Here is a 12,966-nt window from a genome sequence, read left to right on the forward strand (position 1 = left end):
AGCCTAATTTTTTTGAAAAAATTTTCAAAAAAGTCTTGACATGAGATATTGTTAGTATTAGTATACTACTCAGAAAGAAAAAATACGCTAATCTAAACAAGGAGGATATTGGAATGTCAAAGGTGGTAAACAGAATTTTATTAATAGCATTATGCGGTGTTTCTTTAATGTGTGGAGCGTATCTCGCAAAAGGAACTCCAAAGGTAGAGGGTCAGATTTCTACAACAATCGTAGAGCAGACTTCTACAGAAGAGACTGTTTCCACTATGCACAGAGGCGTGGTTTCCGGAGATAATAATCATAAGGTAGAGGGAAATCACAAGGCTCGTCTTAACCGCGTGGACAAAGCTAAGAAGCCAAGCGTGATTCATGATATTAAGCCTGGCAAGCCAGTTAGTAAGCGTCCAAATAATCAGAATAATCGTCATTAGTTTTGTTTTTTCAGATTTAAAGATATGATAAAATCTGAAATATGAACACAAGGAAACTAATTTCGATAGGGGCAATTTGTATACTGATTGTATTGATAGTCATTAAAGCTATGTCAGGACTTGTTTCTGATGGGGTGCCGGACAAATATTCAATTGTTTATATTGATTTATTTGATACCCGTACAGAGATTACAGGTTATGATGTTGATGAAGAATCTTTTGCGGAAAATGCCGCTTATATAAAAGAGAGACTTACTTATTACAACCAGCTATATGATATTTATAACAGTTATGAAGGGCTTAATAATATCCGTGATATTAATGAGAATGCTGGCGTCCAGCCAGTACGGGTGAGTGAAGATATTATTGAGCTAATAAAATTTGGTAAAGATATATATTATGAAACTGACGGTCAGGTCAACATCGCCATGGGTTCGCTACTTTCCATTTGGCATGAGTATAGACAGGCAGGAATCGACAGTCCAAAGACTGCTAGCCTACCTTCTACGGAGGAGTTGCAGGAGGCGGCGAAACATACCGATATTGAGGACGTGGTGATTGATGAGGTGGCCGGTACAGTTTTTCTAGCAGATGCCAAGATGTCACTTGACGTGGGAGGCATTGCAAAGGGATACGCAGTTGAAAGAGTAGTACAAGAGGGTAAAGAGCATGGGATTGACCATTTGCTTTTAAATGTTGGCGGTAACATTTCCTGTATAGGTACTAAGGGGAACAAGGGAGATTTCAATATAGGTATCCAGAATCCGGATCTAGAGAGCGATGAGCTCTACATAGAGAAGGTTTCGATTTCAAATGGAGTTTGTGTTGTATCAAGTGGTGATTACCAGCGATATTACGAAGTGGAAGGGACTAGATATTGCCATATCATTGACCCTGATACATATTTCCCTGCCACAGAGTTTAGGCAGGTGTCTATCGTCACTGATGACTCCGGAAAGGCAGATGCCTTTTCAACAGCAGTTTTTAATATGACCCTTGAAGAGGGCCAGGAATTCATTTCAAACCACCCAGGTGTTGAGGCTATGTGGGTAATGCAAGATGGCTCCATAGTCTATTCAAAAGGATTTAAATGATAAGCGTATTTAGGACGAGTAACATCGTCCTTTTTTCTTGCCTATTTTTTACAAGCAAGCTTGACAAGAATTAATCTTTAAATATTTATACCTGTGAATAGTAACGTTAAATTTAAATATTATACTTTAACTTGCTAAAGTGTTGTGCTACAATTAAGTCTGATATTCTTAGATAACTGAGGGTTTTAGGAGGATTTAATATGAAAAAGAGATTATTTTCTATGTTCATGGTTTCTCTTATGGCAGGAGCTATGATGATTGGATGTGGAGATAAGACTACTGATGGCAAGGACGCTAAGACAGAGGTTGCATCAGATGGTCAGACATATAAGGTAGGTATCATCCAGTATGTTGATGATGCTTCATTAAATCAGATTGTTGACAGCTTGGAAAAGCAGCTTGATGTCCTGGCTGAGGAAAAGGGCGTTACATTTGAGTACGAGGACTACTACTGCAATGGTCAGGCTGATTCTACAACAATCAATCAGATGGTGTCAGAGCTTATCAATGATGAGGTTGATATTTTAGTACCAATCGCAACTCCTACAGCTATGATTTGTCAGTCAGCTACAGAGGACAATCAGATTCCTGTTGTATTTGCAGCAGTTTCAGATCCAGAGGGTGCTGGTCTTGTTGCTAGCAATGATGCTCCTGGTTCAAATGTTACTGGTACTTCTGATGCCCTTAACACAGAGGCAGTACTTGATTTGATGATTGAGCAGGATAGAGACCTTAGCAAGGTAGGCCTTTTGTACGACAAGAGCCAGGATGCTTCAGCAGCTCCTATTGCAGCGGCTAAGGAATATCTTGATGCTAAGGGAATCGATTATGTAGAAAAAACAGGTACTACAAATGACGAGGTTATGCTTGCAGCAGATGCCCTTATTGCAGCAGATGTAGAGGCAGTTTTCACACCTACTGACAACACAATCATGACAGCAGAGCTTGGTATCTACGAGAAGTTCATTGAGGCAGGCATCCCACATTATTGTGGCGCTGACTCATTTGCATTAAATGGCGCTTATCTTGGATATGGTGTTAACTACGCAACACTTGGTACAGAGACAGCTAACATGGTTGCTGAGATTTTAGTTGATGGCAAGGACCCAGCTACACTTCCAGTTAAGGTTCTCGACAATGGTACTGCAACAGTCAACACTGACACAGCAGAGGCTCTTGGTTTAGACTACGAAAAACTTAGAGATTTGTGTGATGGATTCGTAGAAATTCAGACAGCAGAGGAGTTTGAGTAATGTCTTCACTTTTCTCAATTTCGATTTTTCAGAGTGCTTTAGAACTAGGGTGTATATACGCCCTAGTTGCTTTAGCACTTTTTATTTCATTTACCATTTTAAATATTGCGGATTTGACCACTGACGGTTGCTTCACATTGGGGTGCGCAGTTGGTGCTATGGTTACCCTTGCAGGTCATCCATTCCTTGCTTTTTTTGCAGCGCTTATATCTGGTGTTTTGGCTGGATTTTGCACAGCATTTTTACAGACCAAGCTGGGAGTTGAATCAATTCTTGCAGGAATTATAGTTAATACCGGTTTGTACACCATCAATATTGCGGTGATGGGATTTTCGTCTCTTACTAATCTCTTCGGATGTGACACCATTTTTTCCATCGGCAAGGACACAATTGGAAGTGGAGTCATTGGTGATTGGTACAAGCTACTGATTGTAGGAGCTATTGTTGCACTTATTGCTGTATTTTTATGGTGGTTCCTTGGTACCACACTTGGTATGTCTATCAGAGCCACAGGCGACAACGCTGATATGGTCAAGTCATCTTCAATCAATCCTACATTTACAATTACTGTAGGACTTTGTCTTGCCAATTCCCTTACAGCTTTATCTGGTGCACTTATTGCCCAGTATCAGAAGTCAGCTGATATCAATATCGGTACAGGTATGGTTACAATCGCCCTTGCTTCACTGATCATTGGTCAGACACTTATTGGAAATAAGGGAAGCATGCTCAGACGAATTGTCGGCACTATTTTAGGTTCCGTTTTATACAGAGTAATTGTGGCCATAGCCCTTAGAATGTCTGTGCCAGCAGAGGCTCTTAAGCTTGTTTCTGCAATCATCGTTGCAGTTGCTATTGCTGCACCTTATGTACGCAAAAAGGCAGCTCTTAAGAAGAGAGAGTTTGCTAATTATAGAGGACAGCGCAGTCAGGAGGTAAAGGAAAATGCTTAAACTTGATAATATTTCAAAGACCTTCAATCCTGGCACTGTAAATGAAAAGGCGGCCCTCACTAATCTCAGCTTAGATTTAGCAGATGGCGATTTTGCTACAATCGTAGGCTCTAACGGAGCAGGCAAGTCCACTATGTTCAATGCCATCGCAGGCACATTTATCGTAGACGAAGGCAATATTTATTTGGACGGAGAGGATATTACATTTAAAAAGGAGCATGTCCGTAGCCGTGTTATTGGACATCTTTTCCAGGACCCACTTAAGGGTACTGCTCCAAATATGACTATAGAGGAAAATATGGCCCTTGCATTTTTGAGAGCTTCTCACGCATCTAGTCATTTATTTTCTCGTATTGGAGCAAAGGACAAATCTCGTTTCAGAGAGCAGCTAGCTCTTCTTGGGATGGGTCTTGAGGATAGAATGAAGCAGCCAGTAGGTCTTCTTTCAGGTGGACAGCGTCAGGCGCTTACACTTCTTATGGCTACATTTGTTACACCAAAGCTTTTGCTTTTGGATGAGCACACAGCAGCCTTGGATCCAGCCACAGCTGAAAAAGTTTTGGAACTTACCAAATCAATTGTTGCTGAGCGAGGAATCACATGTCTTATGGTCACTCACAATATGCATCAGGCCCTTGAGGTTGGCAATAGGACCCTCATGATGAATGCCGGCAAAATTGTCTTTGATACAGCAGGTGAGGAGAGGGCAAAGCTATCGGTTGCAGACTTACTTGAGAAGTTTAAGGTAGGTGCTGGAGAGGAATTAGATAATGATAGAGTGCTTTTATCCTAAACTTTTGGGTAATTTAGTACTTTAATTTAGTAAAGCATTGTTGTATAGTATTATGTAATTGCGAATCGTGAGCAATATGATATCAGACGGCCGTGGGCCGACGATTAAAAAATAGGAAGAGGATATATTCGATGAAAAAGGTTGTAAAATTTGGCGGTAGCTCATTAGCAGACGCTAAGCAGTTCATGAAAGTTGGCGATATCATTCGCGCTGATGAGAATAGAGTATTTGTAGTTCCTTCTGCGCCTGGTAAGCGCAATAGCAAGGACACAAAGGTTACAGATATGCTGATTAAGACCTACGAGGATGCTAAGGCAGGCAAGGACGTATCTGAGAATCTTGTAGCTATCAAGGCTCGTTATGACGAGATTATTGATGGTCTTAATCTCAAGGGATTTAGCCTTGAGGATGATTTCAAGAAGATTGCTGAGGATATCAAGGCAGATTTATCACTTGATTATCTTGCAAGCCGTGGAGAGTTCCTTAATGGTAAGATTATGGCTGAGTATTTAGGCTATGATTTCATCGATGCTAAGGATGTAATCTTCTTTAACGAAGAGGGACATCTTAATTCATACAAGACAATGAAGGTCCTTGGACAGGCACTGGAGGAGCATCCTCATGCTGTTATTCCTGGATTCTATGGTTGTGATAAGGACGGCCGTGTTAAGACATTCTCACGTGGTGGTTCTGACGTAACAGGCTCTATCGTTGCCGGCGCTGCCAAGGTTGACGTATATGAGAACTGGACTGACGTATCAGGATTTTTGATTTGCGATCCTCGCATCGTTAAGAATCCAGTTGGTATGCAGACTATTACATACAGAGAGCTTCGCGAGCTTTCATACATGGGCGCATCAGTTCTTCACGAGGATGCTATTTTCCCAGTTCGTTCTGCTGGTATTCCTATCAATATCAAGAATACTAACAGACCAGAGGATGACGGTACATGGATTGTAGAGAGCACAGGCCAGAGAAATGAGTACGTTATCACAGGTATCGCTGGTAAGAAGGGATTCTGTACAGTCCTCATTACTAAGTCACTTATGAACTCTGAGGTAGGTTTCTGTAGAAAGGCCCTTCAGGCATTCGAGGACAATGGTATCAGCATTGAGCACATGCCTTCAGGTATCGACACAATGACAGTTGTTGTTCATGAGGATGAGTTCATCAACAAGGAGCAGGCTGTTGTTTCTGCTATTCATCGCAATTGTGCTCCTGATTCTATCGAGATTGAGTCAGACCTTGCACTTATCGCAGTCGTTGGACGTGGCATGAAGAGCACACGTGGTACTGCTGGTCGTATCTTCTCAGCCCTCAGCCATGCACATGTTAATGTCCGCATGATTGATCAGGGTTCTTCAGAGCTTAACATCATCATCGGTGTTGAGAATCAGGACTTTGAGACAGCTGTTAAGGCTATCTATGATATTTTCGTAACTACAAAGCTTTAATTCACGAATATAAAGATTTAGCTGCATCTGCTGATGCAGCTTATTTTTTTATGAAAATGGGGTTGCATTATTAATGTAAGTAGTATATAACTACTATATATAAATAATGGCGAGGATGATGAAAGTAATGTTTGGTAAGAAACTTTTTACATTTAAAATAGTAAACATTGTTATAGCTGTTTTAGGCGTGTTTATGACTATTTATATTCACAGATTTTTTTTTAGACAGATAGGGGATGTATATCAAGGGAGAGTAGAACACATAAATATTTTTCAATATATATTTTTTTATCTGAATGAATTTATTCTATTACTATTTTTATTTTTGGATTTTACTAGAAAAAGAAGGATTTCTTTGATTGTGACAATACTAATGCTTATAACTGCAGTATATAGTTTTGCTGCATTGGGATTACCTGTAGTGTATGAGTGCTGGGATTTTAACAGTGAGCCTATGATTAGAGGTTCATTTAGCGTTTTGATAAGATTATTAGAGCTTCCTTTTTTATATGCTTTTATTTTACTATACCTATTGAAGAAGAATAAGACTAACCTATTTTGGATATATAACATTTATCTATTACCTGTGATTTTCTTTCTTTGCAGTTTCGATTGGTTTTCATATGATCCTTGGAAAGAAAAGGTAACGACGTATTTTTCAAATTTTCCTTGTTCTATTTTGACGTGGTTATTATTATCAATCAGTTTGCATGTTAGATTTGTTTATCAAAAAATGGTCAATGGGTCAATTCAGCAGGGAAGTTAGTTAAGTTGGCCGAATTAAAGGAGAGTTAAAATGCAAGAAGAAAGAGTACCTTTAATATCAACTGCAGTGATAGTGCAGGCTATTGTGTTTCTTTTGATGACATCCTACGGGAGTATGTCTGTTTTTTCTTTTAGTGGTAGGACTATCTGTGTTGTTGCTTTGTGGGTGTATGTGTTTTCCATGGTGGATTATACTTACACTAGAGAGATAAGACATGCCATAAAAATGGCGATTGTCTACACGGTGATATGGGGCGCTATTGAGACTGGGATGGATTTTGTGTTGAATAGACTGTTAAATATGGGATTTTTTACTGTGGGTGGTGCCTGGTACGGTATTCAGAATCTGTTATGTTTAGGTAGTGTATTAGCATTTAATCATTATTTTGATGAGGATGGAAAAGAGATAAAAAAGTCTGTTATAGCCTTATTAGTTGTCGGTGTGGCGGTATATTTATTTGCTGTACATTATGTTATTGAAAATGTGCCAAACACGGTCCCTTCGACTATTTTTGAGCATGTAACATCTACAGTCAATCAGCAGGACATAATTCTAAAGAGAATAGCAGCAATATTCTATGGAATTGAAGGATTTTTAATAAGTTTTTCATTGGAAAGACAAAATAATTAAGAGAGATGTGTTATGTATGAAAGGGGAAAGATGGAAGAGCGTAATGAGAATAAGGCGGGTTTATACAGAGTATTGGTATGTCTGATTTCTTTTGTGGGTATTGTGCTTGTGTTGGGAAGCATTTATCAGTTGCTTTTGCTAAGGAAGAATTATTTGATGTTCCACAATCCTTATCTTTTAGATATAGTACCTATTTTTATTGGAGCAATTATTATTGGAGTACTTTTGCTAGTTGGAGCTATCAAATTGTACCATCATCTTTTGCCAAATGATCGAGATATTGAAAAGAGGCAAAAAGCTAAGGTGCTGAAAGAACAGAAGGCTGAGTCTGAAGCTCAGAAACTGCAAGCTGAGAGAATTAGACTTGCTGCAGAGAGAACTGCAGCATTTGAGAAGGAGATGGAAAAGGAGAGGCAGGAAAATCTCAAGAGAGTGAGCCTACAGGGTGACCAGGGGGGAGGACGTCAGTATGAGGATGAACAAGCCCGTGCAGCTAGATTATCCCACGTACATGGCGAGGACGAAGCTATTGAAATAGTATTTTTCAAAGGTCCATTTATTGAACTCTACGTTGCCATATTTGTAGGGATAGGGATAATGATTGCATCTGCCTTTTTAATGTATAACTATGTGACCCAATTTGACGCTTTATCTTCTGGCATGCAAAGTGAAAAGGGAACGAGCATTTACTATTGGAAAATAGCGGGATTTGTTGTCCTTTTTTGGATAGGAGTATTTTTCTGGCTCCTTGGTAAAACATATGACTACATGGTTTCAACTAGCTGTATTGCTAAATACTTAGGTAGGATTTATCTTGTGGGCTCTAAGAAGGCTATTGCCCATGAAGAAAATGGCAGACGCTTTATCAAATCAGCAGGAACTGTTGGAAAAGCTATTGATGCCGCTGCCACTAAAATAGAAAAGGATGAAGCGAGAAAAGCAATCTTACTAGAGTTCAAAGATCCAAATTTCCCAGAGCTTGCAAAGCGGATTATTACGGCAGCTGAATATCATAAATATTTAGGTGCCTATGAATTAGCCTCTTACAAGCATTTAGCTAAGACTCTTAAAAAGTACTTGCTGCATTTGTATAACAAGAGTAAGTGATAGTCAAATTCTAGCCAAGCTTTTGTGGATGAAAGAATAAGCTGTATTTGTAGCTTGTAAAATGTGGTTTTTGTCCAAATGGTATGTTATACTATTCAAGGTTTATTTGTTAGAAAAGTGAGGGTATAGCATGAGCCTTATTATTAAAAACGGCAGGGTATTAAACCCACCTACAGACACAGATGAAATATTAGATATTAAGATAGACGGGAACATTATCTCAGCTGTTGAGGCTGATATTGTTCCCGTTTTTTCTGATACGGTGATTGATGCGAAAGGATGCTATGTCATGCCTGGACTTATAGACATGCATGTGCACTTCAGAGATCCCGGTCAGACTGCTAAGGAGGATATCGAGACTGGCTCTAGGGCAGCAGCAAGAGGAGGAGTTACAACAGTGCTTGCCATGCCAAATACAAAGCCAGTTGTAGATAATCCTGAGCTTGTAAATTATGTCCATGACAAGGCAGAGTCAGTTGGATTGACAAGAGTTCTCCAGGTTGGCTCCGTGACTAAGGGAATGGAAGGCAAGGAGATTTCTGATTTGAAGGGCATGATTGATGCAGGCATTCCTGCTATCTCAGAGGATGGCAAATCCGTTATGGACTCGGGTATATACCGTGAGGCAATGAAAATCGTAGCGGCAGCCGATGTTCCAGTGCTTGCTCACTGCGAGGACATTAATCTGGTTCAGGGTGGCGTTATGAACATGGGCGCCAAATCAGACAGCATGGGAGAAAAGGGAATCAGCAATGCTGTTGAGAATATTATCGAAGTTCGCGATATTATGCTTGCTGAGGAAACAGGTGCAACACTTCATCTTTGCCACTGCTCTACAAAGGAGAGCTATGACATTGTCAAAGAGGCTAAGGCCAGAGGCGTGAAAGTTTCTGGAGAGGTTTGCCCACATCACTTCACACTTACAGAGGACGACATCGTGCCAGGTGATGGCAATTACAAAATGAATCCTCCTGTCCGTACAGCAGAGGACAGAGATTTTCTTAGACGAGGCTTAGCTGAGGGGGTGTTTGAGGTTATTTCTACAGACCATGCTCCTCATACAGCAGAGGAAAAGGCAAAGGGCTTTGCATCGCCATTTGGTATCGTAGGTCTTGAGACTTCTGCAAGCCTTACATATACAGAGCTGGTACTTTCAGGTCTCATCACACCACTTACAATGGCGGCATACATGAGCTCTAATCCAGCTAGAATCATCGGTCGCGATGACCTTGGAAATATTGCACCAGGCAAGGTAGCCGATATCACAATTTTTGACCCAAGCATAGAATATGAGATTCATGCAGCAGACTTTGTAGGCAAATCAAAGAATATGCCATTCGAAGGCCGCAAGGTCCAGGGCAAGGTGGTCAAGACTATCTTTGGTGGTCGCGTAGTTTATGGTAATTAGATGAGCAAGTAGCTATCAAGCTCTTAGTGTTGCGTAGCGAAACATGTAGTTGAGTGAAGCAATATCTAAGGCTTGAGAGCGTAACTTGCGGGATTGAGTGACAATATATAATTATATGAGCCTGTACGCGATTAATTCAGTGAAGAGAAATTTTTTATAGTCGGTAGACATCAAGCTCTTATATCTCTCAAGGGAGACGTGTTGTCGAGCGGAGAGATATAAGGCTTGTAGGCGTAACCGACTAGTTAATAGAAAGGATAAAGTTATGATACAGAAATTAATTAGCCAAATTAAAGAGAAGGATGCTCCAATAGTTGTAGGTCTTGACCCTACAATGAAGCTCATGCCAAAGAGCCTTGTGGACAAGCACATTGCTGAACATGGCCAGACACTTGAGGCTGTGGGCGAGGCAATGTTTGATTACAACAAGCAGATTATGGACGCTTGTGCTGATTTGATTCCAGCAGTTAAGCCACAGATTGCCATGTATGAAAGCTATGGCATTCCAGGCATGATTGCATACAAGAAGACAGTTGATTATGCTAAGGAGCTTGGCCTCGTAGTTATTGCTGATATCAAGCGTGGAGACATTGGTTCTACATCTACAGCTTATGCTCTTGGCCACCTTGGTTCAGTTCAGGTTGGCGATTACAAGTATCAGGGATTTGATGCTGATATGGCTACTGTTAATCCTTATCTTGGAACAGACGGAGTCAAGCCATTTGTTGATGTTTGCAAGGAGGAGGACAAGGGTATCTTTGTTCTTTGCAAGACATCTAATCCATCTTCTGGTGAGTTCCAGGACAGACTTATCGATGGCAGACCACTTTATGAGCATATGGCAGAGAAAATCGAGGAGTGGGGCGCAGACACACGTGAGGGTGACTACTCAAATGTAGGTGCAGTTGTAGGTGCTACATATCCTGAGATGGGCGCAAAGCTTCGTAAGCTTATGCCTCATACATATATTCTCGTTCCTGGATACGGTGCTCAGGGCGGAAAGGGCGCAGACCTTGTAAACTTCTTCAACGAAGATGGCCTTGGCGCAATTGTAAACTCAAGCCGTGGAATCATCGCTGCATACCAGCAGGAGAAGTACGCTAAATATGGCGAGGCTAATTTTGCAGAAGCAAGCCGCGCAGCTGTAGAGGATATGCTCGCTGATATCAGAGGAGCGCTTAACTAGTAATTACCTCATACCGAAGAGGAAGCGGTTTTGAGAGGTAAAAGAAGAGAATTTTACCACCCCAAAAGAGGAAATCCGGTTGTGAGTGGTAAAGAAAATTTTTAGGAGTCATGGAATCAATGAAAGTAAAAGAAAAAGCCCAGGTTTTAGAACAAATGAAGCTGGCTGAGGGAGTATACAGCTTGAAGCTTAAGACTACAGCTGCTGAGTATGCTGTCCCAGGTCAGTTCATAAGTATATACAGCAACAATGGAAGCAAGCTTCTTCCACGCCCAATCAGTATCTGCGAGATTGATAAAAATGCAGGTACACTACGCGTAGTTTATCGTGTAGTAGGCGAGGGAACAGCTGAGTTTTCACAGTTAACTGCAGGAGATCAGGTAGAGGTTATGGGACCCCTTGGCAATGGATTCCCACTTGAGGGAGAAAAGACTGTAGTTGTTGGCGGTGGAATCGGTGTGCCTCCAATGCTTGAGCTTGCAAAGCAGCTTTCAGGCAGCGTAACAGCAGTTATGGGCTATAGAAATGACGACATGTTCCTTACAGAGGAATTTACAGATGTGGCAGCGGAGCTTATTATTGCCACAGATGATGGCTCAGTAGGAGTACATGGTACTGTGGTTGATGCCATGAAAGAAAATGATTTGGATGCAGATGTTATCTATGCTTGCGGCCCAAAGCCTATGCTAAGAGGCGTGGCTGAGTATGCGGCTGAGCGTGGAATCAAGTGCTATGTATCAATGGAAGAGCGCATGGCTTGCGGAGTAGGCGCATGTTTAGGATGTGTATGCCAGTCTACTGAAAAAGACGACCACAGCCATGTTAACAATAAAAGGGTTTGCAAGGATGGACCAGTATTTCTTTCTACGGAGGTGGTGTTGTAATGAATACAAAAGTTACCATTGCAGGAGTTGAGTTTCAGAATCCTATTATGGAGGCTTCAGGCACCTTCGGTTCAGGAATGGAGTACTCAGAATTTGTAGACTTAAATAAGCTTGGCGCTGTTGTAACAAAGGGTGTTGCCAACGTGCCATGGCCAGGCAATCCAACACCTCGTATAGCTGAGGTTAGCTCAGGAATGCTTAATGCTATTGGCTTGCAGAATCCAGGTGTTGAGGTATTCTGCGAGAGAGATTTAAAATTCCTTGAGCAGTTTAAAGATGCCAGAGTGGTGGTTAATGTTTGCGGACATTCAGCCGAAGAATATATTGAAGTGGTAGACAGATTGGCTGGTGAATCTCGAGTAGATATGCTTGAAATCAACATTTCTTGCCCTAATGTTAAAGAGGGCGGAATTGCATTTGGACAGGATCCAAAGGCGGTTGAGGAGATTACAAAGTTGGTCAAGGCCCATGCAAAGCAGCCTATCATTATGAAGCTTTCGCCAAATGTTACTGATATAAAGGTAATGGCAAAAGCTGCAGAGGCAGGTGGAGCAGATGCCATATCACTTATCAATACTCTTACAGGTATGAAAATCGATGTGGAACGTCAGAGCTTTGTCTTAGCTAATAAGACTGGCGGTATGTCAGGTCCAGCAGTTCATCCAATTGCAGTTAGAATGGTATATGAGTGTGCAAATGCAGTAAACATCCCTATTATAGGAATGGGAGGCATTTCAACTTGGCAGGATGCAGTGGAAATGATGCTTGCTGGTGCAACAGCTGTATCTGTAGGGACAGCTAATTTTTACAATCCAACAGCGACACTTGATATTCTCTCAGGAATGAAAGATTATATGGTTCGCAAGAAAATCGATGATATAAATGATATAATAGGAATTGTAAAATAGAATTGATTGACACTTATCCCGATGTTCACAGAAAAATCAGACAATATACTCAGAAATTTCCGTGACACATTTAAATCGATTTGCTAAACTTTTATTACA

13 protein-coding genes are annotated in these 12,966 nt (G+C 41.0%); all 13 read left to right on the forward strand.

What is annotated here, in order from left to right; genetic code table 11:
- The first annotated feature begins 113 nt into the window (after positions 1-113).
- Entirely contained in the window at positions 114-431 is a 318-nt protein-coding gene (locus F0Q01_RS11425; RefSeq protein WP_090489525.1) for a hypothetical protein, read from the forward strand.
- A gap of 92 nt (positions 432-523) precedes the next feature.
- Positions 524-1,525: an FAD:protein FMN transferase gene (locus F0Q01_RS11430; protein ID WP_242941884.1), complete on the forward strand. Its 1,002-nt coding sequence runs from the start codon at positions 524-526 to the stop codon at positions 1,523-1,525.
- 200 nt (positions 1,526-1,725) lie between these two features.
- Positions 1,726-2,778: an ABC transporter substrate-binding protein gene (locus F0Q01_RS11435; protein ID WP_090489521.1), complete on the forward strand. Its 1,053-nt coding sequence runs from the start codon at positions 1,726-1,728 to the stop codon at positions 2,776-2,778.
- Positions 2,778-3,731 (forward strand): ABC transporter permease, encoded by a 954-nt coding sequence (locus F0Q01_RS11440; RefSeq protein ID WP_090489519.1) that lies wholly within the window; start codon positions 2,778-2,780, stop codon positions 3,729-3,731. Before F0Q01_RS11435 ends, F0Q01_RS11440 begins: the two co-directional genes overlap by 1 nt.
- On the forward strand, positions 3,724-4,524 hold the full coding sequence (locus F0Q01_RS11445) for an ABC transporter ATP-binding protein (RefSeq protein ID WP_090489517.1): 801 nt from the start codon (positions 3,724-3,726) through the stop codon (positions 4,522-4,524). Before F0Q01_RS11440 ends, F0Q01_RS11445 begins: the two co-directional genes overlap by 8 nt.
- Positions 4,525-4,655: 131 nt before the next feature.
- Entirely contained in the window at positions 4,656-5,978 is a 1,323-nt protein-coding gene (locus F0Q01_RS11450; RefSeq protein WP_090155115.1) for an aspartate kinase, read from the forward strand.
- 127 nt (positions 5,979-6,105) lie between these two features.
- Positions 6,106-6,744 carry a hypothetical protein gene (locus F0Q01_RS11455; RefSeq protein WP_090489515.1) on the forward strand — a complete coding sequence of 213 codons (639 nt, stop codon included), beginning with the start codon at positions 6,106-6,108 and terminating at the stop codon, positions 6,742-6,744.
- Positions 6,745-6,774: 30 nt separating this feature from the next.
- Complete coding sequence (locus tag F0Q01_RS11460) at positions 6,775-7,374, forward strand: hypothetical protein (protein WP_090489513.1); 600 nt, start codon at positions 6,775-6,777, stop codon at positions 7,372-7,374.
- A 12-nt stretch (positions 7,375-7,386) separates the two neighbouring features.
- Entirely contained in the window at positions 7,387-8,481 is a 1,095-nt protein-coding gene (locus tag F0Q01_RS11465; RefSeq protein WP_090489511.1) for a hypothetical protein, read from the forward strand.
- Between the two features lie 130 nt (positions 8,482-8,611).
- Positions 8,612-9,889, forward strand: a complete 1,278-nt coding sequence (locus F0Q01_RS11470; protein ID WP_090489510.1) for a dihydroorotase — start codon at positions 8,612-8,614, stop codon at positions 9,887-9,889.
- Between the two features lie 265 nt (positions 9,890-10,154).
- Positions 10,155-11,075 carry an orotidine-5'-phosphate decarboxylase gene (gene pyrF, locus F0Q01_RS11475; RefSeq protein ID WP_090489508.1) on the forward strand — a complete coding sequence of 307 codons (921 nt, stop codon included), beginning with the start codon at positions 10,155-10,157 and terminating at the stop codon, positions 11,073-11,075.
- 119 nt (positions 11,076-11,194) lie between these two features.
- Positions 11,195-11,959, forward strand: a complete 765-nt coding sequence (locus F0Q01_RS11480; RefSeq protein ID WP_090489506.1) for a dihydroorotate dehydrogenase electron transfer subunit — start codon at positions 11,195-11,197, stop codon at positions 11,957-11,959.
- Entirely contained in the window at positions 11,959-12,867 is a 909-nt protein-coding gene (locus tag F0Q01_RS11485) for a dihydroorotate dehydrogenase (RefSeq protein ID WP_090155099.1), read from the forward strand. Before F0Q01_RS11480 ends, F0Q01_RS11485 begins: the two co-directional genes overlap by 1 nt.
- Positions 12,868-12,966: the final 99 nt, after the last annotated feature.

The organism is Pseudobutyrivibrio xylanivorans, assembly GCF_010906925.1.
In the GTDB taxonomy this organism is placed as follows: Bacteria; Bacillota; Clostridia; order Lachnospirales; family Lachnospiraceae; genus Pseudobutyrivibrio.

What these genes read in the sequence shown, in the direction of transcription:
- F0Q01_RS11440 (WP_090489519.1), top strand. Translation starts at nt 2,778, where the DNA reads ATGTCTTCACTTTTCTCAATTTCGATTTTTCAGAGTGCTTTAGAACTA.
- F0Q01_RS11425 (WP_090489525.1), top strand. Translation starts at nt 114, where the DNA reads ATGTCAAAGGTGGTAAACAGAATTTTATTAATAGCATTATGCGGTGTT.
- F0Q01_RS11465 (WP_090489511.1), top strand. Translation starts at nt 7,387, where the DNA reads ATGTATGAAAGGGGAAAGATGGAAGAGCGTAATGAGAATAAGGCGGGT.
- F0Q01_RS11485 (WP_090155099.1), top strand. Translation starts at nt 11,959, where the DNA reads ATGAATACAAAAGTTACCATTGCAGGAGTTGAGTTTCAGAATCCTATT.
- F0Q01_RS11470 (WP_090489510.1), top strand. Translation starts at nt 8,612, where the DNA reads ATGAGCCTTATTATTAAAAACGGCAGGGTATTAAACCCACCTACAGAC.
- pyrF (WP_090489508.1), top strand. Translation starts at nt 10,155, where the DNA reads ATGATACAGAAATTAATTAGCCAAATTAAAGAGAAGGATGCTCCAATA.
- F0Q01_RS11455 (WP_090489515.1), top strand. Translation starts at nt 6,106, where the DNA reads ATGTTTGGTAAGAAACTTTTTACATTTAAAATAGTAAACATTGTTATA.
- F0Q01_RS11450 (WP_090155115.1), top strand. Translation starts at nt 4,656, where the DNA reads ATGAAAAAGGTTGTAAAATTTGGCGGTAGCTCATTAGCAGACGCTAAG.
- F0Q01_RS11480 (WP_090489506.1), top strand. Translation starts at nt 11,195, where the DNA reads ATGAAAGTAAAAGAAAAAGCCCAGGTTTTAGAACAAATGAAGCTGGCT.
- F0Q01_RS11445 (WP_090489517.1), top strand. Translation starts at nt 3,724, where the DNA reads ATGCTTAAACTTGATAATATTTCAAAGACCTTCAATCCTGGCACTGTA.
- F0Q01_RS11435 (WP_090489521.1), top strand. Translation starts at nt 1,726, where the DNA reads ATGAAAAAGAGATTATTTTCTATGTTCATGGTTTCTCTTATGGCAGGA.
- F0Q01_RS11460 (WP_090489513.1), top strand. Translation starts at nt 6,775, where the DNA reads ATGCAAGAAGAAAGAGTACCTTTAATATCAACTGCAGTGATAGTGCAG.